This window comes from Pseudomonas rhizoryzae (assembly GCF_005250615.1).
Taxonomy (GTDB): Bacteria; Pseudomonadota; Gammaproteobacteria; order Pseudomonadales; family Pseudomonadaceae; genus Chryseomonas; species Chryseomonas rhizoryzae.
The window spans coordinates 1-24,625 of sequence record NZ_SULM01000006.1 but is presented as its reverse complement, the minus strand read 5'-3'; the positions used below and the strand labels follow the sequence as shown (position 1 = coordinate 24,625).

Below are 24,625 nucleotides of genomic sequence, written 5' to 3'. Positions count from 1 at the left end.
CCGCTTTCATGGCGCTGTGCAGAATTGCACAACCATTGCCCGTTTTCGGCGACTGCTGTTCGCGGATGAGCACACTAGGATAGGAGCCACAACAACAAAACACGAGGGAACGTCATGCCCCGTTCTGCTGCGGACTATGACTTCATCATCGTCGGTGCCGGTCCGGCCGGCTGCCTGCTGGCCAATCGGCTCTCCGCCGATCCGGCTCACCGTGTGCTGCTGCTGGAGGCCGGCGGACGCGACAACCATCCCTGGATCCACATCCCGGTCGGCTACCTGTTCTGCATCGGCAATCCGCGCACCGACTGGTGCTTCAAGACCGAGGTGGAAGCGGGCCTGGGTGGCCGGGCGCTGAATTATCCACGTGGCCGGGTGCTGGGCGGCTGCTCTTCCATCAACGGCATGATCTATATGCGCGGCCAGGCGCGGGACTACGATGGCTGGGCCGCCGCCGGCAATCCCGGTTGGGCCTGGCAGGACGTGCTGCCGCTGTTCAAGGCAATGGAGGATCACTGCGACGGCGCCTCGGAATTTCATGGCACCGGTGGCGAATGGCGGGTGGAGCGCCAGCGCCTGCACTGGACCCTGCTCGATGCCTTTCGCCGCGCCGCAGGGGAAACCGGCATCGCGCCGGTGGAGGACTTCAATACCGGTGACAACGAAGGCTGCGGCTACTTCCAGGTCAACCAGCGCAACGGGGTGCGCTGGAATGCGGCCAAGGCCTTTCTCCGGCCGATCCGCCAGCGCCCCAATCTGGAGGTACTGACTGGCGTCCAGGTGGAGCGGGTGCTGCTGGAGGAGGGCAGGGCGCGGGCGGTGCTGGCGCGGCTGCCGGGCCAGGCCGAGCCCCAGCGGTTGGTGGCGCGGCGGGAGATCGTGCTCTGTGCCGGCGCCATCGGCTCGCCCACGCTGCTGCAGCGCTCCGGCATCGGGCCGCGGGCACTGCTCGAAGGGCTCGGCATCGGCGTCCAGCATCGGCTGGAAGGCGTAGGCGGCAATCTGCAAGACCACCTGCAACTGCGGCTGATCTATCGGGTGCACGGAGTGCCGACCCTCAATGCCCTGGCCGGTAGTCTCTGGGGCAAGCTGGGCATGGGCCTGGAGTACCTCTGGAAGCGCAGCGGCCCCCTGGCCATGGCGCCGAGTCAACTGGGCGCCTTCGCCCGCTCCGATCCGGGCCAGCCCTCGGCCAATCTGCAGTATCACGTGCAGCCGCTGTCGCTGGAGCGCTTCGGTGAGCCCCTGCATGGCTTTCCCGCCTTCACCGCCTCGGTGTGCAACCTACGCCCGGCCAGTCGCGGCCAGGTGGCGATCCGTAGCGCCGACCCGCTGGCGGCGCCGCTGATCCAGCCACGTTATCTCAGCGCGCCGGAAGACCTCAAGGTGGCCGCGGATGCCATCCGCTTGACCCGACGCATCGTCGCCGCGCCGGCCCTGGCCGCCTACCGGCCCGAGGAATACTTGCCGGGCCCGGCCTACCAGAGCGAAGAGGAATTGCGGCAAGCCGCGGGCGCCGTAGGCACCACCATCTTCCATCCCTCCGGCACCTGCCGCATGGGGCAGGGCGCGGAGGCCGTGGTGGACGCCCGCCTGCGAGTGCACGGCATCCCCAGCCTGCGGGTCGCCGATGCTTCCATCATGCCGACCCTGGTCTCCGGCAACAGCTGTTCGCCGACCCTAATGATCGCCGAGCAGGCCGCCCGCTTCATGCTGGCCGAGGCGCGGGAGCAGGGCGTCGTCGAGTTGCCCGCGGCGGTCGCCCGGCCGGATCGGGTCTCGGCCGCCTAGTGTTACCGACGGCGGGCCGCCCGCCGTTTCCACCGTAGTAGCAGTCGCCCATAACAACAATTGGCGCCCGGCGATCCCGGGCCAGGAGAACGTGCGATGTCAGACTATGCCCAACCCCGGGTACAACCCACCGCGGTCGTCAGTCACCGCGAAGAACGCAAGGTGATCTTCGCCTCGTCCCTGGGGACCGTCTTCGAGTGGTACGACTTCTTTCTCTACGGCGCCCTGGCGGCGGTGATCAGCAAGCAATTCTTCGCCGGGGTCAATGACACCACCGCCTTCATCTTCGCCCTGCTGGCCTTCGCCGCCGGCTTCGTGGTGCGACCCTTCGGCGCCCTGGTATTCGGCCGGCTGGGCGACCTGGTTGGGCGCAAGTACACCTTCCTCGCCACCATCATCCTCATGGGTATCGCCACCTTCGGCGTCGGCCTGCTGCCCACCTACGCCAGCATCGGCGTGGCCGCGCCCATCATCCTGGTGGTGCTGCGCCTGCTGCAGGGGCTGGCCCTGGGCGGCGAATACGGCGGCGCCGCCACCTACATCGCCGAGCACGCACCGCCCGGCAAGCGCGGCGCCCATACCAGCTGGCTGCAATCCACCGCGACCCTGGGGCTCTTGCTGTCGCTGGTGGTGATTCTGGTCTGCCGCTATCTGACCGGCGATCAGTTCGAGGTCTGGGGCTGGCGCCTGCCGTTCCTGCTGTCGATCTTCCTCTTGGCCATCTCCACCTGGATTCGGATGTCGATGCACGAATCGCCCGCCTTCCTGCGCATGAAGGCCGAGGGCAAGCAGAGCAAGGCGCCGATCCGCGATTCCTTCACCAACTGGAGCAATCTCAAGGTGGTGCTGATCGCCCTGTTCAGCATCAACGGCGGCCAGGCGGTGACCTTCTACCTGGCGCAGTTCTACGTGATGTTCTTCCTCACCCAGACGCTCAAGCTGGACCCGGTGCTGGCCAACAACCTGCTGATCATCAGCGTCATCCTTGGGGCCCCCTTCTTCGTCATTGCCGGCTGGCTGTCGGACAAGGTCGGGCGCAAGCCGATCCTGATGCTCGGCCTCTTGCTGGCGACGGTGCTGTATTTTCCGCTGTTCAAGGCCCTGACCCACTACGCCAATCCGCAGATCTACCAGGCCAGCCAGCAGGCACCCATCGTAGTGACCGCCGATCCGGCCACCTGCACCTTCCAGTTCGATCCGGTGGGCAAGGCGCGTTTCGACAGCCCCTGCGACCGGGTCAAGACGCTGCTGGCCAAGAGCGGGCTGCCCTATCGCAGCGTGGCCGCCGCGCCGGGCGATGCCGTGCAGGTCAGCGTCGGTGACAAGCTCATCGTCGGCTACGACGAACCGGCCCTGCGCGCTGCCGTCCAGGCCGCCGGCTATCCGGCCAAGGCGGACGCCGCCCAGGTCAACAAGCCCATGGTGGTGGCGGTGATCTTCGCCCTGATCCTCATCGCCACCCTCTGCTACGGACCGCTGGCAGCGCTGATGGTGGAGCTGTTTCCCACGCGCATCCGCTACACCTCGATGTCGCTGCCGTACCACATCGGCAACGGCTGGTTCGGCGGCTTCCTGCCCACGGTGTCCTTCGCCCTGGTGGTCTATACCGGCGATATCTTCTACGGCCTCTGGTATCCGGTGCTGGTGACCGGCATCAGCCTGGTGGTGGGGCTCTTGTGCCTGCCGGAAACCCGCCATCGCGACCTCGACGCCGATTGAGGCGCGGGCGGGCGGCGCATCCCGCCGCACTCTGAGTTTCGCCGCCGATTGGGTTATACTCGCGAGCTTTTCCACAGCTTTTCTCGCGAGTGTTTCCCCCATGGAAATCAACCCGATCGTCACCAGCATCAAGGACCTCTCCAGCCGTACCCAGACCATTCGGGGGTATCTTTGACTACGATCTGAAAAAGGATCGCCTGGTCGAAGTCGAGCGCGAGCTCGAGGACCCCAATGTCTGGAACAAGCCCGAGTACGCCCAGAACCTCGGCCGTGAGCGCGCCCAGCTGGCCCAGGTGGTCGGCACCCTGGACGAGCTGAGCGGTGGCCTGGCCGATGCCAGCGATCTGCTGGAGATGGCCGCCGAAGAAGAAGACCAGGGCGCGGTCGATGACGTGGCGACCGAGGTCGAGCGCCTGCGCGGCATCCTCGAGAAGCTGGAATTCCGCCGCATGTTCAGCGGCGAGATGGACCCCAACAACTGCTACCTGGATATCCAGGCCGGCTCCGGCGGCACCGAGGCCCAGGACTGGGCCAACATGCTCCTGCGCATGTACCTGCGCTGGGCCGACCAGCATGGCTTCAGCGCCGAGATCGTCGAACTCTCCGAAGGCGAGGTCGCCGGCATCAAGGGCGCCACGGTGCACATCAAGGGCGAATACGCCTTCGGCTGGCTGCGTACCGAGATCGGCGTGCACCGCCTGGTGCGCAAGAGTCCCTTCGACTCGGGCAACCGGCGGCACACCTCCTTCACCGCGGTCTTCGTCTCGCCCGAGATCGACGACAACATCGAGATCGAGATCAATCCGTCCGACCTGCGCGTCGACACCTATCGCTCCTCCGGCGCCGGTGGCCAGCACGTGAACACCACCGACTCTGCGGTGCGGATCACCCACGTGCCCACCAACACCGTGGTGGCCTGCCAGAACGAGCGCTCCCAGCACGCCAACCGGGACACCGCCATGAAGATGCTGCGGGCCAAGTTGTACGAGCTGGAGATGCAGAAACGCAACGCTGCCTCCCAGGCGCTGGAAGACTCCAAGTCCGATATCGGCTGGGGCCACCAGATCCGCTCCTATGTGCTCGACGCCTCGCGGATCAAGGATCTGCGCACCGGCGTGGAACGCAGCGATTGCGACAAGGTGCTCGACGGCGATCTGGACGAATACCTCGAAGCCAGCCTCAAGCAGGGCATCTAACCCTTCTCTGGCCGGTCGCCCGCCGGGCGCCGGCCCGCAACACCCTTCCCCAGGTAAACAGCAGACATGAGCGAACAACCCCTAGACCCCCAAGCCCAGGAACAGGAAGACAACAAGCTGATCGCCCAGCGCAAGGAAAAGCTTGCCGCACTGCGCGATCAGCAGGCCATTCCCTTCCCCAACGACTTCCGTCGCGACAGCCTGGCCGGTGACCTGCAGCAGCAGTACGCCGACAAGACCAAGGAAGAGCTGGAAGCCGCGGGCATCAAGGTCAAGGTGGCCGGCCGCATCATGCTCAACCGCGGCGCCTTCATGGTGCTGCAGGACACCAGCGGGCGCATCCAGGTCTACGTCGACCGCAAGACCCTGCCGGCCGAGACCCTGGAAGCGGTCAAGACCTGGGACCTGGGCGACATCATCGCCACCGAGGGCACCCTGGCCCGCTCCGGCAAGGGTGATCTCTACGTCAACATGAGCGACGTGCGCCTGCTGACCAAGTCGCTGCGTCCGCTGCCCGACAAGCACCACGGCCTGACCGACACCGAGCTGCGCTATCGCCAGCGCTACGTCGACCTGATCGTCAACGAAGAAGTCCGCCAGACCTTCCGCGTGCGCTCTCAGGTCATCGCTCACATCCGCCGGTTCCTCATGGAGCGCGGTTTCCTCGAAGTGGAAACCCCCATGCTGCAGACCATCCCCGGCGGGGCGGCGGCCAAGCCCTTCGAGACCCACCACAACGCCTTGGACATGGCCATGTTCCTGCGCATCGCGCCGGAGCTGTACCTCAAGCGCCTGGTGGTCGGTGGCTTCGAGAAGGTCTTCGAGATCAACCGCAACTTCCGTAACGAAGGCGTCTCGACCCGGCACAACCCCGAGTTCACCATGCTCGAGTTCTACCAGGCCTACGCCGACTACGAAGACAACATGGACCTCACCGAGGAACTGTTCCGCGAGCTGGCCCAGGCCGTGCTCGGCAGTACCGACGTGCCCTATGGCGATAAGGTCTTCCACTTCGGCGAGCCCTTCGTGCGCCTGTCGGTGTACGACTCCATCCTCAAGTACAACCCGGACCTCACCGCCGACGATCTCAACGACGTCGAGAAGGCCCGCGCCATCGCCAAGAAAGCTGGCGCCAAGGTGCTCGGTCACGAGGGCCTGGGCAAGCTGCAGGTGATGATTTTCGAGGAGCTGGTGGAGAGCAAGCTGGAGCAGCCGCACTTCATCACCGAGTATCCCTTCGAGGTCTCGCCGCTGGCCCGCCGTAACGACCAGAATCCCAACGTCACCGACCGTTTCGAGCTGTTCATCGGTGGCCGCGAGATCGCCAACGCCTACTCCGAGCTCAACGACGCCGAAGACCAGGCCGCGCGCTTCATGCTGCAGGTCCAGGAAAAGGACGCCGGCGACGACGAGGCCATGCACTACGACGCTGACTTCATCAACGCCCTGGAATACGGCATGCCGCCCACCGCTGGCGAAGGCATCGGCATCGACCGCCTGGTGATGCTGCTGACCAATTCGCCGTCGATCCGCGACGTCATCCTCTTCCCGCACATGCGTCCGCAATAAGAGTGACGCCCCGTTCGGGGCGTCGCTCCGGCTCCTGCCTACCAGGCTCTGTCATCAAAGGTTCATTTGGACCTGCTATGAGCCTGTTCAGAGCCTCGCGAGCTAGAGCCAAACAAGGTGAAAGGACTGGGGAAGCGGGTCGGATCCGCGCTCGGAGTTACGAATGGTAAATGAGCATTCCGACCGGGCTGGCGACCCAGGGCATTTTCAACGCCGTTTGGCCGACGCGCAGCAGGCTCTGAACAGGCTCTAACAGAGCCCTGATGTCGCGTCCCTCTGCAGGTAGCCATGACCAACACCCTGATTCCCCTGCATCCAGCCGCCGAACGGCTGGGGCTGCTCTATGCCTTTCACTTCACCTCCGGCCAGCCTGGCCATGCCCTGACCATGGCCCCGGAAGAGCCCTGGGAGGCGGAAGAGGGCGGTTTTCGCTGGCTGCATTTCAATCTGGCCCACGCCGCCGCCGAACGCTGGATGCGCGAGCACCTGGGGCTACCCGAGGAATTCTTCGAATCCCTGCACGCCGGCTCCCATTCGACCCGCCTGGAGCCGGCCGACGACACCCTGCTCGGGGTGGTAAACGACGTGACCCTCGCCTACGGCCAGGTGTCGGTGGACGTCGCCACCCTCTGGGCCTGCGCCCGGCCGGGGCTGCTGGTGACCGCTCGGGCCCAGCCGCTGCGCTCGGTGGATCGCCTGCGCCATGCGGTGCGTCGCGGCGAAGGCTTCGGCTCGACCCTGGAGTTGCTGGTGCACCTCTTGCGCGACCAGGCCGACGTGCTCACCGGCATCATCCGCGACACCACGGTCAAGGTGGACGCCATCGAGGATCGCCTGCTGTCCCAGCGTCTGGCCGCCAGCCGCGCCGAGCTGGGCGGCCTGAGACGGGCCCTGGTGCGGCTGCAGCGATTGCTGGCCCTGGAACCGGGTTCGCTGCTGCGCCTGCTCAACCGGCCCCCGGCCTGGCTGCGCCGCGACGACATCCAGACCCTGCGCGAGGCCACCGAGGAATTCGACCGGGTGCTGGACGATCTCTCCGCTCTGGTCGAGCGGCTCAAGCTCTTGCAGGAAGAGATCGCCGCCTCCTCCGCCGAGCAGACCAATCGCACCCTGTTCACCCTGACCCTGGTCACGGTGCTGGCGCTGCCCATCAACATCATCGCCGGCTTCTTCGGCATGAACGTCGGTGGCATACCCCTGGCCAGCTCGCCCCATGGCTTCTGGATCCTGGTGGCGCTGGTGGCCACCTTCACGGTGCTAGCCGGTACGTGGGCGTTCCGCAAGCGCGGCGACTGATCGGCTGCGTGCAACCGTCGCAGGTAGGTCGCGGTCTCTAGGGGAACCCCCACTGGAGACCGCGATGGACTTCAAGGACTACTACGAGGTGCTCGGCGTCGCCCCCGATGTCGATGACAAGACCCTCAAGACCGCCTATCGCAAACTGGCGCGCAAGTACCACCCCGATGTGAGCAAGGAGGCCGATGCCGAGGCTCGCTTCAAGGAGGTCGCGGAGGCCTACGACGTCCTGCGCGATCCGCACAAACGCGCCGAGTACGACCAGGTCCGCCTCTACCAGCAGCAGGGTGAGCGCTTCCAGGTGCCGCCGGATTGGCAGCCGGGTTCGGGCGATGACTACAGCGATCCCCACGCCGGCTTCGGCGCAGACTATTCCGACTTCTTCGAATCCCTGTTCGGCGCCGCTGGACGCTCGCAGCAGGGGGGCTTCGCCCGGCGCGGGCGCGACGTCGAGCTGGAGTTGCCATTGTTCCTCGAAGAGAGCCAGGCGGGCAGCACCAAGCCGCTGAGTTTCACCCTGCCGCAGCGCGACGAGTTGGGCCGGCGCGTCGGCGAGACCACCAAGACCCTCAACGTCAAGATTCCCGCCGGCAGTACCGACGGCGAACGCATCCGCCTCAAGGGCCAGGGCGAGCCGGGCGTCGGTGGCGCGGAGGCGGGGGATCTCTATCTGGTCATCCGCCTGGTGCCCCATCCCCTGTTCGACGTGGATGGCCAGGACCTGGTGGTCAGCGTGCCGCTCGCGCCCTGGGAAGCGGCCCTGGGGGCCAAGGTGCAGGTGCCCACGCTGGACGGCCAGATCATGCTCAGCATCCCGCCCGGCAGCCAGAGCGGTGCTCGGCTGCGGGTACGCGGCAAGGGCCTTGCCGGCAAGAATGGGCAGGGCGATCTGCATGCCCTGCTCAAGGTGGTGATGCCGCCCAAGGGCGATGAAGCAACCCAGGCGCTGTGGCGCCAACTAGCCGAGCGGGCGGCCTTCGATCCCCGCCAAGACTGGAGGAAAGTCTGATGAGCAGTCTGATCGTCCTGCAGGAATTCTGCGTGCTCTGCGAGGTGAGCGAGCCCGTGGTGGTGGAAATCGTCGAGCACGGCATCCTGGCCCCACAACGCGGCAAGCGACCGGCCGAGTGGCACTTCGACACCGGCGCCTTGCACCGCGCCCGCCGCGCGGTGCGCCTGCGCCAGGAGCTGGAATTGGATTGGGCCGCTACGGCCCTGGCCTTGCACCTGCTGGATGAGGTGGAAGAGCTGCGCCGGGAAAACCAGCGCCTGCGCCAGCGGCTGGAGCGCTTCGCCGGTGAGCTGCGAGATGTGTGAAGGAGAGTAGGTTGGGTTGAGGCAGCTCGATCGCCGAAGCCCAACAGCCGTGGTCGAGCCTGACCGTGCTGGGCTTCGTTGCGCTCAGCCCAGCCTACTGAGGGTTGCTCTCCTCGGGAAGCAGGCTGGGGTGAGGATGGCCTTATTTATCGCGGCCATGGGCCGCTCCTCTTACAAGAGCATTGCAGGAGGAACGGCCGCAATGACGGGGCGCTATGGCCGCGATAGCACTCCATCTACGGCTGCCATTGCGGATCCTTGCCGCTGAGCTTGCGGTCCAAGAAGAAGGCCGCGCTGATCAGCGCCAGATGCGACAGGGCCTGGGGGACGTTGCCCAGGGGATAGCCGCGCTTGTCCAGTTCTTCCGCATAGAGCCCCAGGGGATTGGCGTAGCCGAGCAGCTTCTCGAACTCCAGGTGCGCCTCGTCCACCCGGCCGGCGCGGGCCAGGCATTCGACGTACCAGAAGGAGCAGGCGACGAAGGCGCCTTCTTCGCCGTCGAGATTGTCCGCCGGGGTGTCGGCCGGGTCGTAGCGACGGATCATGCCGTCGTAGGTCAGGTGTTGCTTGATGGCGTCGAGGGTTGCCAGCCACTGGGGGTCGGTGGCGCTGACGAAGCGTACCAGCGGCATCAGCAGCATGGCCGCATCCAGGCTCTTGCCATGGCGAGTCGCGGTGAAATGACCCAGCTCGTCGCTCCAGAAGTTATCCCAGATGTCGTCCTGGATCGCCGAGCGCGTCGCGTACCAGCGTTCGTAGGGCATCGGCAGGGAGCGCTTCGCCGCCAGGCGCAGCGCCCGGTCGATGGCCACCCAGCACATCAGCCGCGAGTGCAGGAAGTGCTCGGGTTCGCCGCGCATCTCCCAGATACCGGCGTCCGGCGTATTCCAGACCTCGCAGACGTGATCGATCATCCGCACCACATGGCGCCAGCGCTGGTGGGAGATGGCTTCGCCGTATTTGTTGGACAGGTAGACCGCGTCCATCAGCTCGCCATAGATATCCAGCTGCGTCTGTTTGTATGCCTCATTGCCGATGCGTACCGGACTCGAGTCGGCATAGCCCGCCAGGTGGTCGAGGCTTTCTTCGGGCAGATCCAGGCCGCCATCGAGGCGATACATGATCTGCAGTCGCTCCGGTTCCTGGTGGCTGTTCTCCATGCAACGACCGACCCAGTGGATGAAGTCCTTGGCCTCCTGGGTATAGCCCAGGCGCATGAAGGCATAGACGGTAAAGGACGAGTCACGGATCCAGGACGCGCGATAGTCCCAGTTGCGTTCGCCACCCAGGGACTCGGGCAGGCTGAAGGTGGCCGCGGCGGCGATGGAGCCGTGCTTGCAGGAGGTCAGCAGTTTCAGCGCCAGGGCCGAGCGGGTGACCATTTCCCGCCAGCGGCCCTGGTACTGGCTCTGGGCGGCCCAGCGGGTCCAGTAGGCCAGGGTGTCCTGGAAGCAGAGTTCGCTGCTGCCGGCCACGACCTTGTCGTCCTCGGCGCAGCCGAAGACGAAGTCCAGGGATTCGCCCTGCTGCAGGTCGAATTCGGCGAAGGCGGCGTTGCCCTCGATCTGCAGGGGCACCGGCGAGGCCAGGCGCAGGCTGGGCTGGCCGTCGGCCTCGAACAGGGCGCCATCGTCCAGGCGCCGGGCGCGGGTGGTGGCACGGGCGTAGTCGTGGGCCGGGGCGCAATGCAGGCGGATGCGACCGTGGCCGGCGACCATCTGCACGCGGCGGACGATGCGCGGCTTGGTGTCCTCGGCGCTGCACACCGGCATCAGGTCGGTGACCTCGGCGACGCCTTCGGCCGACAGCCAGCGAGTTTGCAGGATATTGGTATCCGGCAGGTACAGCTGCTGTTCGCGGGCATCGTCCCACAGCGGAGCCAGGCTGAAATAGCCGGCTTTCTCCGAGTCCAGCAGGGAGGCGAACACCGAGGGGCTGTCGAGGTTCGGCCAGCAGAAGTGATCGATGGTGCCGTCGGTGGCGACCAGGGCGCAGGTGCGCAGGTCGCCGATGACACCGTGGGCGCCGATACTGCGGCGGGCGTGCACGGAGGTGGAATCAGCCATTGTCTTCGAATCCCGGATAGAGGCACATGCCGCCGTCGACGAAGAGGGTGGTGCCAACGACGTAGTCGGCCAGGTCGCTGGCGAGGAATACCGCGGCGTTGCCGATGTCTTCCACCTGGCCAATGCGTTTGTAGGGGATCAGCTTGAGCAGTTCGCGAGCCTTCGCCTCGTCATTGACGACGTCGGCGTTGATGGCCGTGGCGATGGCCCCGGGCGCGATGCTGTTGATGCGGATGCCCTCGGCCGCCACTTCCTGGGCCAGGCTGCGCATCAGCATGTAGATCCCGCCCTTGGACGCGGCGTAGTTGACGTGGCCGGCCCAGGGGATGACCTCGTGCACCGAACTCATGTGGATGATCTTGCCCAGGGCGCGCGAGACCTTTTCATCGCGCCCCTGCTTACGGAATTGGCGGATGGCGGCCTGGGCGCAAAGGAACTGGCCGGTGAGGTTGGTGTTGATGACGGTGTTCCAGTCCTTGAGGGACATCTCGGCGACCGCGGCATCTTTCTGCAGGCCGGAATTGGCCACCAGGATGTCCAGCCGGCCGAAGGCTTCCAGGGTGCGGTCGAACATGGCCTGCACCGCGGTCTCGTCGCCCACGTCGCCACCTACGGCGATGGCGCGGCCGCCGGCATCCTGGATGCGCTGGGCCAGTTCCTCGGCGGGTTCGGCATGGGAGTGGTAGTTGATGGCGACGGCGGCGCCGGCCTTGGCCAGGGCCTCGGCGACGGCGGCCCCGATCCCGGAACTGCCGCCGGTGACCAGGGCGACCTGACCGTTGAGGGAAAGCTGCATGTCCAGACTCCTTTGCGAAAAGGTGTCTGACTGCGACCGCTGTGCGGCCGTCTAGTTTCAGGCTTTGCGCGTTGTGAGAGGGTCAGGCCGTGCGGGTACGAAAGAGGCTCATCCGGTTTTCCAAGTCTTCTGCCAGCTCCGCCAGTTGACGGCTGGCGTCGGTGATCTGCTGCGAGCCGCTGGCGGTTTCCAGGGTCGCGGCATGGATGCGGTTGATATTCTCGTTGACCTCTTCGGCCACCGCGCGCTGTTGGGCCGCCGCCGTGGCGATCTGGGTGTTCATGGCGTTCACCGAGTTGACGTCGGTGTGGATCGCGGCCAGGGCCGCGACGGCGCGCTGGGTCAAGGCAGCGGTCTCGTGGGCCTGATCGCGACTTTCCTCCATCTGTACCGAGGCGCGGCTGGCGACGTCCTGCAGCGTGGCGATCATGCCGCGGATCTCGCGGGTCGACTCCTGGGTACGGGTGGCCAGATTGCGGACTTCATCGGCCACCACGGCGAAGCCGCGACCTTGTTCGCCGGCGCGCGCGGCCTCGATGGCGGCATTGAGCGCCAGGAGATTGGTCTGCTCGGCAATGCCATTGATGACGGCGACGATGTTCTCGATGCTGGCGCTGTCACTGGATACCTGTTGCACGGTGACGCTGGCCTGTTCCAGGGCCTGCACCAGTTGGCCGATGGCCTGGCCGGAGCGGGTCACCAGTTGGTTGCCGTTGTCCACCTGGGCGCTGGCGTTGCCCGTGGCGACCGCAGCCTGGGCGGCGTAGCCGGCGACCTCGCCGATGGTGGCGGCCAATTCGGTGATCGCTGCGGCCATGTGCTGGGCTTGGTTGGATTGGACATCGGTGTGCCGCTGGTTGGCCTGGGCGTTGTCCTGCAACTGGACGGCGGCCGCCGCCACCGAGGTGGCGGTGCTCCTGACCTGGACGATGGTCTCGCCCAGATGAGCCGTGGCGTTGCCCAGGGTGCCCATGACACTCGCTGGATGCCGGGTGCTGGGCTGCTCGTCCAAGCGCCCTTCGGCCAATCGGCGAATGGCAGCAGCCACCGCATGGGGCTCGCCTCCCAGGGTCGCGCTCATCTGGCGAATGATCAGTAGGGAGACGGTCACGCTCAGCAGCAGGGCGATGGCACAGGTGATCAGCATCAATCCGCGGAAACCCGCCGCGATATCCCTGACCTCGGCCAGATGGCCACCAGCGATGGCTTCCTCGTGGTCGATGAGCGCATTGATGCGCTTGAGCCATTCGACGTAGGCGGCCGAGACGTGCTCCAGCAGGAATACCCGGGCCCCTTCGTAGTCACCGGCTTGGCGCAGCTGCAGCAGGCGCTCTGTCAGTGGCAGGGCAGTGTTCTCGATATCCTTGATGGCGGCGAGCAGGCGCTGCTCATCCGCACTGGCGCCCTGGTTGGCGAACAAGCTGTCCATTGGCTCGGCGGACTGGCGATAGAAGTTCTTGAGACGGTCGATATCGGCCAGGCGGTTGGCCAGGGCCGCCTCGTCATGGATCAGGACCGCGTCGCGAATGGCGATGGCGCGGTCATGGACACTGCCGCGGAAGTTGATGGCATAGCGCTGCTTGACGCTGGCGCCCTGGCTGACTGACGTCAGGGTTTCATTGATGACGCCGACGCGCTGAACGCCCACCAGGGTGATCAGCAGCATCAGTATCAGAATCAGACCAAAGCCCAGACCGAGACGGGCCGCCATGGAAAGAGGAGTACGCATCCAAACCTCGACTCATAAGATGTGTGATTTGGATCACATTTTGCGATTAAGGTTTTCGCAATAACCTTTTGAGGAGCCGAACGGTCCTCAGGGTGGGATGAGTGACCCGACGCCGCCGGCGATGGGTACCCTTCGGCCGTCTTCGTGCGTTTAGTGAAGTCGATCGCGCTTGGCCAGGCCCGGGAACAGCTTCATCCACACCCCCGTCACCACCAGGGTGCCGACCCCGCCCAGCACCACTGCCGGTACCGTGCCAAAGAAGTGGGCAGTGAGGCCGGATTCGAATTCGCCGAGCTGGTTGGAGGCGCCGATGAACAGGCCGTTGACCGCGCTGACCCGACCGCGCATGGCGTCGGGGGTTTCCAGCTGGACGAAGGAGGTGCGAATCACCACGCTGACCATGTCTGCCGCGCCCAGCACCACCAGGGTGAACAGCGAGAACCACAGCGAGGTGGAGAGGCCGAAGGCGATGGTGGCTACGCCGAATATCCCCACCGCACCGAACATGATGCGTCCCACGTGGCGATTGAGGCTGACGTAGGCGAGCAGGAAAGACATGCCCAGGGCGCCCACCGCGGGCGCCGAGCGCAGCAGACCGAGGCCCCAGGGACCGGTGAGCAGGATGTCGGCGGCGAACACCGGCAGCAAGGCGGTGGCGCCACCGAGCAGCACGGCGAAGAGGTCCAGGGAGATGGCGCCGAGCACGTCCGGACGGCTTTTGATGAAGCGAATACCGGCCAGCAGGTTTTCCAGGGTCGGTTTTTCCTTTTGGCTGGGTGTCTGCCGGGCGGGCAGGCTGGACACCAAGAGTACGGCTATGGCGTAGAACAACAGGGCCGGACCATAGACCCAGGCCGCGCCCAGGGCATAGAGCAGGCCGCCCAGCGCGGGGGCGATGATGGTGGCGCCCTGCATGGCCGAGGCCGCCGCGGCGATGGCACGCGGAAAGATGGCCGGCGGCACGATATTGGGGAGCAGGGCCTGGGTGGTGGGCTGCTCGAAGGCCCGTGCGGTACCCAGGCAGAAGGCCAGGATGAAGATCAGGTCGCGGGTCACTGCCTGGTTCAGGCTGCCTACCAGGAGCACCAGGGCGATCAGCCCCTGGCCGGTCTGGCAGAGGGCGGCGACCCGGCGGCGGTCGTAGCGATCGGCGACGTGGCCGGTATGCAACATGAACAGCACCCGCGGCAAGAATTCCACCAGGCCCACCAGGCCGAGGTCGAGCACGTTACCGGTGAGGGAATAGAGGTGCCAGCCGATGGCCACGGTGAGCATCTGGAAACTGCCGGCGGTGCAGATACGGGCGAACCAGAAGGCAACGAAGGGGCGGTGGTGACGCAGCAGCAGGGTATCGCCGGACATGGTCGAGGCTCGGGAGGCAGAGGCGGCATCTTAAGCCACCTAGGGAGTTATCGTCATACAACTGCGGGTGCGACAGCCTGCCTAATGCGACATCGAACCACGTAAGCAAATGTATCCAGGAGGACTACTCTAAAGCCTGACGTTGATCCAGGTCAGCTTTGCGGTAGGCTGAAGACGCTAGCCAGGGCGGTTTTTTGCGCGTTTCGCTAGAACCGTCCGCATGGCAGTGGTTCGAACTTCGGTCAACGTCAACTCGATCGGCCGCTCTCGACGGCCGGCGTGCCTGAGAGGAAAGTTTATGTTCGGCCTTGAAGCCCTGGACCTTGCGCGGATCCAGTTTGCCTTCACCGTGTCCTTCCACATCATCTTCCCGGCGTTGTCCATTGGCACCGCGAGCTTTCTCGCCGTGCTCGAGGGCCTCTGGCTGAAGACCGACAATCACGTCTACAAAGATCTGTATCACTTCTGGCTGAAGATCTTCGCCATCTTCTTCGGCATGGGCGTGGTGTCCGGTCTGGTGATGGCCTATGAGTTCGGCACCAACTGGAGCGGCTTTGCCGACTATGCCGGCGCCGTGACCGGGCCGTTGCTGACCTACGAGGTGCTCACCGCCTTCTTCATCGAGGCCGGCTTCCTCGGCGTCATGCTGTTCGGTTGGAATCGCGTCGGCCGCGGCCTGCACTTCTTCTCGACGGTGATGGTGGCCATCGGCACCCTGATGTCGACCTTCTGGATCCTGGCCTCCAACAGCTGGATGCACACTCCCGCCGGCTACGAGATCCTCGACGGTCGCATCGTTCCGGCGGACTGGCTGGCGGTGATCTTCAATCCGTCCTTCCCCTTCCGCTGGGCGCACATGACCATCGCCGCCTACCTGTCGGTGGCCTTCCTGGTCGGCGCGTCGGCCGCCTGGCACCTGCTGCGCGGCAACGACAACCCGGCGGTGCGCAAGATGTTCTCCATGGCCATGTGGATGGCCCTGCTGGTGGCGCCGGTGCAGGCCTTCGTCGGCGATGCCCATGGCCTCAATACCCTGAAGTACCAGCCGGCCAAGATCGCGGCGATGGAGGGGCACTGGGAGAATCCGCCCGGTGAGCCCACGCCCCTGATCCTGTTCGGCTGGCCGGACATGGAGCAGGAGAAGACCCTCTACAAGGTCGAGATCCCGGTGCTCGGCAGTCTCATCCTCAAGCACAGCTTCACCGAGCCGATCCCGGCCCTCAAGGACTTTCCCAAGGAAGACCGGCCGCCGGCCTACGTGGTGTTCTGGTCGTTCCGCATCATGGTCGCCCTGGGCCTGTTGATGATCGCGGCCGGTCTGTGGAGCGCCTGGCTGCGCTGGCGCGGCAAGCTGTTCGAGACCCGCGGTTTCCTGCGCCTGGTGATGTGCATGGGCCCGGTGGGCCTGATCGCCCTGCTGGCCGGTTGGTTCACCACCGAGGTGGGGCGCCAGCCGTGGATCGTCTATGGCTTGTTGCGGACCAAGGATGGGGTGTCCAACCACAGCGTCACCCAGCTGAGCATCACCCTGGTGGCCTTCGTGGTGGTCTATTTCGCCGTGTTCGGCATCGGCACCCTCTATGCCCTGCGCATGATCGGCAAGGGGCCCCATACCGGCGAAGGCGATCTGCCCACCTCCGGTGGTCCGGGTACCGATCGCCATCCCAAGCGTCCGTTGTCCGGCGCCGATGACGGCCTGGAAGAAGACAATCCCAAAGACCAGCTGACCGGAGACCGCGCATGAACGGCATCCCTGGCATCGACCTCCCGCTGATCTGGGCGATCATCATCATCTTCGGCCTCATGATGTACGTGGTCATGGACGGCTTCGACCTGGGCATCGGCATCCTCTTTCCCTTCGTCAAGGGCAAGGAAGACCGTGACGTCATGATGAACACCGTGGCGCCCATCTGGGACGGCAACGAGACCTGGCTGGTGCTCGGCGGGGCAGGGCTGTACGGCGCCTTCCCGCTGGCCTACTCGGTGATCCTGCCGGCGCTCTACCTGCCGCTGATCTTCATGCTGATCGGCCTGATCTTCCGCGGCGTGGCCTTCGAGTTCCGCTTCAAGGTCCATGAAGGCAAGGAAGCCCTGTGGGACAAGTCCTTCATCTTCGGCTCGCTGCTGGCCAGCTTCTGCCAGGGCGTGGCCCTGGGCGCCTTCATCGAAGGCTTCCCGGTGGAGAATCGCCAGTACGTCGGCGGTCCGCTGGATTGGCTGACGCCCTTCTCGGTGTTTTGCGGCCTGGGCGTGATCGCCGCCTACGCGCTGCTGGGCAGCACCTGGCTGATCATGAAGACCGAGGGGCCACTGCAGGCCACCATGCGCCGCCTGACCAAGCCGCTGCTGTTCCTGCTGCTGGCTTTTACCGTGGTGGTGAGCATCTGGACGCCGCTGACCCATGTGGCCATCTCCCATCGCTGGTTCAGCATGCCCAACCTGTTCTGGTTCCTGCCGGTGCCCATCCTGGTGGGCGTGGTGACCCTGGCCCTGCTGCGTGCCATCCTGCGCGAAGACTCGCACCATGCGCCCTTCCTGCTGACCCTGGCACTGATTTTCCTCGGCTATAGCGGTCTGGGCATCAGCCTTTGGCCGAACATCATCCCGCCCGCGGTCTCCATCTGGGAGGCCTCGTCGCCGCCGCAGAGCCAGCTGTTCCTGCTCATCGGCACCCTGTTCATCATCCCGATCACCCTGATGTACACCTTCTGGGGCTACTACGTGTTCCGTGGCAAGGTGCGCGCAGGGGAGGGTTACCACTGATGGCCGGCCGCTCGCGCGAACCGAATCCCGCCGACAGCAAGCCGCTCTGGCAGCGGCTGGCCTGGATGGCCGGTATCTGGGCGTGCAGTCTGGTCGCCCTGGGGGTGGTGGCCTGGGTGCTGCGGTTGGTGTTGACGGCGGCGGGGTTGAAGTCGCACTGACCTGACTTGGGTGTTGCGCTGGATGAGGCTGCGCCGTCATCCAGCCTACGCGGGGGCCTGGTCCAGTGCTGGAAGGTAATCCCGCCTGCCGGACCGCCCCCTCTCCCGCTTGCGGGGGAGGGTTGGGGTGGGGGCGTTTAGCTTGGTCGCCAAGCTGATTTACGGCGTTTTCGGATAGCTTTCGTTCCGCCCCCGCCGGGCGGGTTACTTTTTGCAGTCGCCCAAAAAGTAACCAAAAATGCTTGCCCTGGTCATCCGGCCCTACGCTGCGCTCCGGGTCCCCTCGCTCCGCCGTCCTTCCGGCGGGCCGACGTCGAAGGGCCGTCCTGGCCCTCGACGCCTCTCGCGGCATCCCTGCCGCTCACCCACCTCCACGACGGCTACGTTCGGCCTCCTGAACAGGGCGCTGGGTGCGGGCTGGAAGTGTCTTTTTAAAAGCGGTTTATTCCGTGTGAGGAGATGATGGCTTTGGCACCCCTAGGAAACACGCGGGTTAGAAACGATTTTAAGTGCCAAAAGTCTCGCAAGAGTGAGTAGAAATGACGAAAAATCGCAATTTTCCTTGGCGTGCTATTTGGCACCGAATAACGGCGCAAGTTGCTGATTTTTAACCGACTTAACTCAGGTGGCCAATACCGCGTAGGTGCCAAATCTAGCGTCGACTCACAGCAACAAGCAGCCGCTCGATGCACCAAGACCGCCTTTATAAAGCCCAACTTTCAGCCGGCACCCCAGTGCCCCGTCTGGCCGGCCGAACGGCAGTGTCGCGGAAGTGGGTGAGCGGCATGGATGCCGCGAAAGGGGCCGAGGGCCAGGACGGTCCTTCGGCCCCGGCCCACTGGAGTGGCGCTGGCGTGAGGGCATCCTGCGCAAAGCGCAGGACCGGCCAGTCGGGGCAAGCGTTTTTGGTTACTTTTTTCGCGATTGAAAAAAGTGACCCGCCCGGCGGGGGCGGAACAAAGAGCATCAGCAGCTTCCTAAAATTAGCTTGGCGACCTGAGCTGAGCGCCCCCACCCCAACCCTCCCCCGCACGCGGGAGAGGGGGCCCACCAACGTGAAGAGTCTCCCCCAAACCTACAACTTTTCCCAGTTATCCCCCTTTCTCCCGCCCGTTAGCCTGATCCCGTTCCCATCGTGACGAGGAAGGCATCCATGCAGGTTCAAGAAGGCTACGCCGATTTCCAAGGCCACCAGACCTGGTACCGGGTCACCGGTGATCTAGCCAGTGGGCGACTGCCGCTGGTGGTGGCCCATGGCGGTCCCGGCTGTACCCATGACTATGTCGACAGCTTCAAGGACCTGGCCGAGTACGGCTGGCCGGTGGTGCATTACGACCAACTCGGCAATGGCCGCTCCACCCATCTGCGGGGTATCGATCCCGGCTTCTGGACCGTCGAGCTGTTTCTCGATGAGTTGAACAATCTGCTGCAGCACCTGGGCATCGCCGAGTACGTGCTGCTCGGTCAATCCTGGGGTGGGATGCTGGGTGCCGAGCATGGCGTCCGCCAACCGAAAGGACTGCGGGGGCTGATCATCGCCAACTCGCCGGCGTCCATGGCGCTTTGGCGCGAGGCGGCGGCGGGACTGCGCGCCGAGTTGCCGCCCGAGGTGCAGGCTACCCTGGATCGACATGAGGCCGCCGGTACCACCGACTCACCCGAGTACCGCGCCGCCAGCGACGTCTTCTATGCCCGTCACGTTTGCCGGGTACAGCCGATGCCCGCCGAGGTGGCGCGCACCTTCGCCGCCATCGATGCCGATCCCACCGTCTATCACGCCATGAACGGCCCCACCGAATTCCATGTGATCGGCAGTCTCAAGGACTGGAGCGTGATCGACCGCCTGGCGCAAATCCAGGTGCCGACCCTGCTGATCTCCGGGCGCTTTGATGAAGCCACACCGGCCTGTGTCGAGCCCTTCGACCGACTCATTCCGAACGTGCGCTGGCGCATCTTCGAGGCATCCAGCCACATGCCCCACGTGGAAGAGCGTGAGGCCTGCATGGCTACGGTGGCGGTGTTCCTCGCCGAGGTGGAGCGCGGCTAGGCGTCAGCGTCCAGGGCGTCGGCGATCTCGTCGATGCGGGTCTGGCGGTCGTCGGCCTGCAGGCGCGGACGCGGATTGAGCGCCGACCATTCCGGATGGGCGCGAGCCACCTGCACGGCGGGCGGCAGCTTGCCTTCCCGCCAGCGTCGTTCGTCCGGCGCAGCGACCTCGATGGCACCCTGGGCGGCATGACCGCGGGCTTCCAGGGCGGCCAGCAACTGGCGCTGGCGCACGGCCAATAGCCGCAGCACCGCATCGTCGATGGATAGCTCCCGACCGCCGCGCAGCTTGCCGAACAGGCGCCGGCCGTAGTGCCCGCCGGTCTGCGCCAGGCCGCCGGCCAGGGCGCCCAGCACCGTAGCGGCACCCAGGGTCAGGCCGCCGGCGAGCAGGTCGAGACCGACGCCAGCCGCCGCCCCGGCTGCCACCCCACCGCCCAGGCGAATGCCCAGTAGCCGCAGGGTTTCCGGATTGAACAGATCGTCGCCCCAGCGCCCGTCCAGCAACGGTAGGTCGCTGGCATGGGCGTCGCCCGGGCGAAAGCCGAACAGCCGCAACAGCTCTTCCACGCAACGCTGCTCGCGGGTGCGCAGGGCGTCGCGCAGTTCAGCCGTCGCCGTGGCTACCTCGGCCTCGCCGGGCGCCACGCTGCGGCGGGCGGCGGCGGCGTCCACCAGCAGTTCGGCAATCAGCCGTACGCCTTCGTGGTGGCGCCGCTGGGCCTGTTCGGCATGGTCGGCGATCAGCCGTTGTAGCGCCGGGCGGCCGCTTTCCAGCAGGGTCGCCAGGCTCTCGTAGAGGCGCGCCTCGCCGTCCGCGGGCGGCGCCACACTGTCGAAGCGCACCAGGGCGTGCAGGCCGAGGCGGGCCAGGGTGGCGCGCCAGTCGTCGGCGCGATGACCCTCGGCGGCGACGAAGTTGAGCACCGGCACCAGGGGGCGACCGCAACCGGCCAGCACCGCCAGTTCGTCGCGGTACTTGGCCAGCACCGGCTCGCGAGCGTCGATCACATAGAGGCCGGCATCGGAGGAACGCAGCTGGCGGATCACCTTGGCTTCCTGCTCGAATCGCTGGCGGGCTTCCACGCTGTCGAGGAAGCGGTCGAGCAGGGTAGCGGCGTCCAGGCGTTCGCCGGGGCGCTCCAGTTGTTCCAGGTAGTCGCGCAGGGCGATGGCGTCTTCCAGGCCGGGCGTGTCGTAGAGCTCCAGCAGGGCTTCGCCGTCCACCGATAGCCGCGCGCCCTCGACGTGCCGCGTGGTGCTGGGGCGGTGGGAGACCTCGCCGAAGTCGACGTCACGGGTCAGGGTGCGCAGCAGGGAGGTCTTGCCGACGTTGGTGTGACCGACCAGCGCCAGGCGCAGGGGGCCGCTCATGGATGTGCCTCCAGCCAGGCCAATTCTTCGAGACCCCCTTCGCAGTGCGCCAGGCGCAGGTTATCCAGCGCCTGGCGCCAGTCGTCCAGGCGGATCGGATCGAGCTTGCCGCCCAGGGGCGCGGGGAGCAGCCAGATGCGAGTCGCCGTGGCGCAGCGCGACAATTCCGCCAACAGGGCCAGGGTACCGCGATCGGGTGAGCGCCGTGGGTCGCAGGCGATCAGCAGGCGGCGGGCCGGGTAGCGGGTCAGTTGTTCCAGCAGATGGCGGCGGCCCTGGCCGTCGTCAAGGATGCCGGCATCGCTCACCCCCTCGGGCAGCGGTGGCGGCCAGGTGTGGTCGGTGAGTTCGATGCCTACCAGCAGCGCTTCGTCGCCGGTACGCACCAGGCCACCGGCATCCTGTACCGGCAGGTGCGCGGGGGCCGCGTCGTTCACGCCCAGGCGTTCGCTGGTGGGCAGCAAGCGCTCGCGCAGCCTTAGATAACCGGGGCGTTCCACGTCCAGGCGCAAGCGGCGGCGTCCCTGGCGCCAGCGCCACAGGCAGATGAGGGCGAGCAGCAGGCGCGGCAGCAGACCGTAGACCAGCACCACGCCCAACAGCCAGCCGGCCCAGGCCTGCCGCGCTGCAGCCAGAGGGCTGGCGGCATCGCCACTGGCCGCGATGCTGGCGGCGTCCGGCAGCGGAAAGCCGAGCAGTTGGGGCAGGGCGCCCAGGAGTTGGGTCAGCAAGACGAAGGTATCGCTGCCGAGCAGGGTGGTCTCCCAGACGAACAGATAGCTGCGTCCGGACAACAGCGCCAGCAGGGTCGCCAGGGCACTGCCGAGGATCAGCAGCCAGAGACCGTGGACCAGGCCGCCCAGCGCCCAGGGCAGCAGGCGCGTGCGCCCGAGCAGGCCGACCAGCGCCGGGCCCAGGTACAGGGCCCGGGCATCCCGGGCCAGGCGTCCGGAGAGCCACAGCCACAGGCGCGCCAGGGGTGAGGCCAATTGCCGCCCGCCACCTAGCAGCCCGATGGCCCAGACCGCGAGGCTGAGCAGGTTCAGCCCGAGCAGGCTGCCCAGGGCCCAGAAGACATTGACCGGCCGGCTGCCGTCACCCAGGGCTCCGGCGGCGAGGCCGGCGCCACAGAACAGCGCCACTATGCCCAAGAGCCAGGCGGCGAGTACCGCGCCCTGGCGCCAGCGGCGTCGCGCGGCCAGCAGGCCGTCGCGTTGGGCGAGCAGCCGGGCGCGTGTCACCAGTCGCGCCTCGAAGGGACCGCCGGCCGCGCGCGCCTGGCGATTGGCCTCGGCGTCTTCCAGGGGGCCGCTGTCTTCCTCGGTCAGGCGCAGGGCCTCGGTGAGCCAGAGATCGTCGAAGGCGGGAGGGGGAGTAGCGGTCACGCGGGGGTGCCCTTGCGGCAGAAACCGTGAGGATAGTCCCTGGCGCCCTCGCTGTTAACGGCTCTGTTATGCTCTGTCACCATGAAAACCTCTCTTCCCCTGAGCCTGATCGTCGCCGTGGCCGAAAACGGTGTCATCGGCATCGAAAACCGCCTCCCCTGGCATCTGCCGGCGGAGCTCAAATACTTCAAGGCCGTGACCCTCGGCAAGCCGCTGGTCATGGGCCGCAAGACCTGGGATTCCCTTGGCCGCCCGCTGCCGGGACGGCTGAATCTGGTGGTCTCCCGTCAGACTGATCTGCTGGCCGAAGGTGCCGAAGTCCGTTCCTCACTGGCCGCGGCGGTGGCGCGCGCCGAGGCCTGGGCACTCGAGCGCGAGGCAGGCGAGATCATGCTGATCGGCGGTGCCCAGCTGTTCGCCGAGGCCCTGCCGGTGGCACAACGTCTCTACCTGACCCGCGTCGCCCTGGCGCCGGAAGGGGATGTGTTCTTTCCGGAGTGGGACGAGCGCGACTGGCAACTCGTCTCGCGGCAGGAGCATCCGGCCGAGGATGATCGCCCGGCCTATGCCTGCGAGGTGTGGGAGCGGCGCGAGCACGCGAGCGCCCGCTAGCATCGACGCGCCAGGAACATCGAGGGCAAGGGCGTCGGAGCGGGACGAGCCGCTCTGGCCCGGGCTTAAGGCAACCCTAAGCCAGGCTGTGGCATAACGGAACCTGCAGCCTTCCCCCTGTTCATGGCGCCGCCGTTGCCGGGAAGGTTTCAACCCGCTTTGTGCAGTGCGAGGAGGAATCAGCGATGATGGCGATTCGTACGGACCCTTACCTGACCGGGACTAGCCTGGCCAGCGTCACCCAACCCCAGGCCGGTCTGGCCGTGAGTTCCACCGCCAATCCTGGCGTTACCCCGGGTGACGCCGATGTGGCGGTGGACCTGTCGGCGTCGGCACAACTGGTCTCCAACCTGCTGCCCCTGCAGCCCTCCAGCAGCCTGGCAGACAGCGGCGAGCTGGACGCCTTCATGCAGGACCTCAAGCAGCAGATCCAGTCCCAGGGCAAGGATGCAGGAGTGCTCGGCGAACTGCCGGATGATGCCACTCCAGGGCGTACCGAACTGGCCAAGCAGGCCGCCAATTATCTGTTGGTAAACTTCTATGGCGACTCCAGTCGCTACAGCGATGCCTCGAGCAAGAATCCCTTCGCCGGCCTGGACGGCGACAGCCTGTCGCGCATTGCCCGCGACGACTCCGGCGCCTTCACCCCGGCGGAACGCCAGGTGGCCTACTTCGCAATGGCTGGGCGTAGCACCGACGACCAGAACGCTGCCTTCTCGGTAGTGACCGCGCCCAACGCCAAGGACGGGGCCGAGCCCTGGACCTGGGCGCCAGCCGATACCCTGGATTCCGAACTCGCCGCGACGGTGAATCCGGGTTCGCCCACCTGGCGGCCGGGCCAGGAAACCACCCAGTTGCTCGACCAGGTGAGTCCGGTCGGCGTCGCCCCGGCCTCTCAGGCCGATGACCAGGGGCTGACCCAGCCGGTGTTCAGCATCGCCACCGATGCCGACGGCAGTCCCAGCTGGAAGATGCAGTCCATTACCCGCTATGGCTTGCAGGACCTCGGCGCCGATGAGCGCGACACCTTGAATGGCGCCGTGCTGACGCAGATGAATGCCAGCACCCTGACCAATCCACAGGTCGCGCCGGCGCTCTCGCTCTATCGGCAGATAGATGCCTATCGCGCTTGAGCCCCAGGCGCGTAGGTTGGGTTGAGCGCCAGCGAAGCCCAACACAGGCAGCGCGTCCTTTTGTTGGGCTTCGACGATGGAGCCGTCTCAACCCAACCTACGGAAGCTCCGAGGCGTAGGTTGGGTTGAGCGCAGCGAAGCCCAACACAGGCAGCGTGCCCATTTGTTGGGCTTCGACGATGGAGCCGTCTCAACCCAACCTTGTATCTCTCCTGGGTAATGAGATTAGCTACCTCATTACCCGGAGCCGGCTGAGCACCTACCCAACCTGAGCACTCGATGCTGTTTCGTAGAATGTGCCTGCCGGCTCCCT

At 66.0% G+C, this 24,625-nt stretch carries 19 protein-coding genes; 13 read left to right on the top strand and 6 right to left on the bottom strand.

The features are described 5' to 3' along the window. The first annotated feature begins 114 nt into the window (after positions 1–114). The 7 genes from FAZ11_RS10745 to FAZ11_RS10715 all read left to right on the top strand — a co-directional run bounded on the left by FAZ11_RS10745 (position 115) and on the right by FAZ11_RS10715 (position 8,885). The gene (locus tag FAZ11_RS10745) at positions 115–1,788 is read left to right on the top strand and encodes a GMC family oxidoreductase (RefSeq protein WP_058773932.1); all 1,674 of its coding nucleotides are present in this window, start codon (positions 115–117) and stop codon (positions 1,786–1,788) included. A 96-nt stretch (positions 1,789–1,884) separates the two neighbouring features. Continuing rightward, positions 1,885–3,507 (top strand): MFS transporter, encoded by a 1,623-nt coding sequence (locus tag FAZ11_RS10740; RefSeq protein WP_058773931.1) that lies wholly within the window; start codon positions 1,885–1,887, stop codon positions 3,505–3,507. A 100-nt stretch (positions 3,508–3,607) separates the two neighbouring features. Further along, positions 3,608–4,703 (top strand): peptide chain release factor 2 gene (prfB, locus tag FAZ11_RS10735; RefSeq protein ID WP_099049418.1). Its coding sequence is split into 2 segments (ribosomal slippage): positions 3,608–3,679 and positions 3,681–4,703, totalling 1,095 coding nucleotides; the frame shifts between segments, so codons are not numbered across the junction. A 66-nt stretch (positions 4,704–4,769) separates the two neighbouring features. Continuing rightward, complete coding sequence (lysS, locus tag FAZ11_RS10730) at positions 4,770–6,272, top strand: lysine--tRNA ligase (RefSeq protein ID WP_058773930.1); 1,503 nt, start codon at positions 4,770–4,772, stop codon at positions 6,270–6,272. 288 nt (positions 6,273–6,560) lie between these two features. Continuing rightward, positions 6,561–7,568 carry a transporter gene (locus FAZ11_RS10725; RefSeq protein WP_058763785.1) on the top strand — a complete coding sequence of 336 codons (1,008 nt, stop codon included), beginning with the start codon at positions 6,561–6,563 and terminating at the stop codon, positions 7,566–7,568. Between the two features lie 64 nt (positions 7,569–7,632). After that, complete coding sequence (gene cbpA, locus FAZ11_RS10720) at positions 7,633–8,577, top strand: curved DNA-binding protein (protein ID WP_058773929.1); 945 nt, start codon at positions 7,633–7,635, stop codon at positions 8,575–8,577. Next, on the top strand, positions 8,577–8,885 hold the full coding sequence (locus tag FAZ11_RS10715; RefSeq protein ID WP_058763782.1) for a chaperone modulator CbpM: 309 nt from the start codon (positions 8,577–8,579) through the stop codon (positions 8,883–8,885). The genes cbpA and FAZ11_RS10715 overlap by 1 nt, the downstream gene beginning before the upstream one ends. Before the next feature lie 236 nt (positions 8,886–9,121). Here the strand turns inward: FAZ11_RS10715 and FAZ11_RS10710 are convergent, their stop codons facing one another. The 4 genes from FAZ11_RS10710 to FAZ11_RS10695 all read right to left on the bottom strand — a co-directional run bounded on the left by FAZ11_RS10710 (position 9,122) and on the right by FAZ11_RS10695 (position 14,838). After that, entirely contained in the window at positions 9,122–10,951 is a 1,830-nt protein-coding gene (locus tag FAZ11_RS10710; protein WP_058773928.1) for a glycoside hydrolase family 15 protein, read from the bottom strand. Next, positions 10,944–11,747 carry a 3-oxoacyl-ACP reductase FabG gene (gene fabG, locus FAZ11_RS10705; RefSeq protein ID WP_058765109.1) on the bottom strand — a complete coding sequence of 268 codons (804 nt, stop codon included), beginning with the start codon at positions 11,745–11,747 and terminating at the stop codon, positions 10,944–10,946. Before fabG ends, FAZ11_RS10710 begins: the two co-directional genes overlap by 8 nt. 82 nt (positions 11,748–11,829) lie before the next feature. Further along, a complete protein-coding gene (locus FAZ11_RS25700) occupies positions 11,830–13,476 on the bottom strand; it encodes a methyl-accepting chemotaxis protein (protein WP_240043545.1) in 1,647 nt (548 codons plus the stop codon). 150 nt (positions 13,477–13,626) lie between these two features. After that, complete coding sequence (locus tag FAZ11_RS10695) at positions 13,627–14,838, bottom strand: MFS transporter (RefSeq protein ID WP_058765112.1); 1,212 nt, start codon at positions 14,836–14,838, stop codon at positions 13,627–13,629. Positions 14,839–15,136: 298 nt separating this feature from the next. Between FAZ11_RS10695 and FAZ11_RS10690 the strand changes: the two genes are divergently transcribed. From FAZ11_RS10690 to FAZ11_RS10675, 4 genes are all read left to right on the top strand, one after another. Next, positions 15,137–16,582 carry a cytochrome ubiquinol oxidase subunit I gene (locus FAZ11_RS10690; RefSeq protein ID WP_058765114.1) on the top strand — a complete coding sequence of 482 codons (1,446 nt, stop codon included), beginning with the start codon at positions 15,137–15,139 and terminating at the stop codon, positions 16,580–16,582. Further along, a complete protein-coding gene (gene cydB / locus FAZ11_RS10685; protein WP_058765116.1) occupies positions 16,579–17,601 on the top strand; it encodes a cytochrome d ubiquinol oxidase subunit II in 1,023 nt (340 codons plus the stop codon). Before FAZ11_RS10690 ends, cydB begins: the two co-directional genes overlap by 4 nt. Next, entirely contained in the window at positions 17,601–17,762 is a 162-nt protein-coding gene (locus FAZ11_RS10680) for a DUF2474 domain-containing protein (protein ID WP_074529420.1), read from the top strand. The genes cydB and FAZ11_RS10680 overlap by 1 nt, the downstream gene beginning before the upstream one ends. Before the next feature lie 1,153 nt (positions 17,763–18,915). After that, positions 18,916–19,809, top strand: coding sequence for a proline iminopeptidase-family hydrolase (locus FAZ11_RS10675; RefSeq protein WP_058773926.1), 894 nt, complete (start codon positions 18,916–18,918; stop codon positions 19,807–19,809). On the opposite strand, the gene FAZ11_RS10670 is transcribed toward FAZ11_RS10675, so the two are convergent. Together FAZ11_RS10670 and FAZ11_RS10665 are read right to left on the bottom strand one after the other, a co-directional pair. Then, complete coding sequence (locus tag FAZ11_RS10670; protein ID WP_058773925.1) at positions 19,806–21,182, bottom strand: GTPase/DUF3482 domain-containing protein; 1,377 nt, start codon at positions 21,180–21,182, stop codon at positions 19,806–19,808. The genes FAZ11_RS10675 and FAZ11_RS10670 overlap by 4 nt on opposite strands. After that, positions 21,179–22,567 carry a DUF2868 domain-containing protein gene (locus FAZ11_RS10665; RefSeq protein ID WP_058773924.1) on the bottom strand — a complete coding sequence of 463 codons (1,389 nt, stop codon included), beginning with the start codon at positions 22,565–22,567 and terminating at the stop codon, positions 21,179–21,181. Before FAZ11_RS10665 ends, FAZ11_RS10670 begins: the two co-directional genes overlap by 4 nt. A gap of 81 nt (positions 22,568–22,648) precedes the next feature. Here FAZ11_RS10665 and FAZ11_RS10660 point away from each other — a divergent pair, with 81 nt between their 5' ends. After that, entirely contained in the window at positions 22,649–23,179 is a 531-nt protein-coding gene (locus tag FAZ11_RS10660; protein ID WP_058762095.1) for a dihydrofolate reductase, read from the top strand. Positions 23,180–23,364: 185 nt separating this feature from the next. Next, entirely contained in the window at positions 23,365–24,312 is a 948-nt protein-coding gene (locus FAZ11_RS10655; RefSeq protein ID WP_137279085.1) for a hypothetical protein, read from the top strand. Positions 24,313–24,625: the final 313 nt, after the last annotated feature.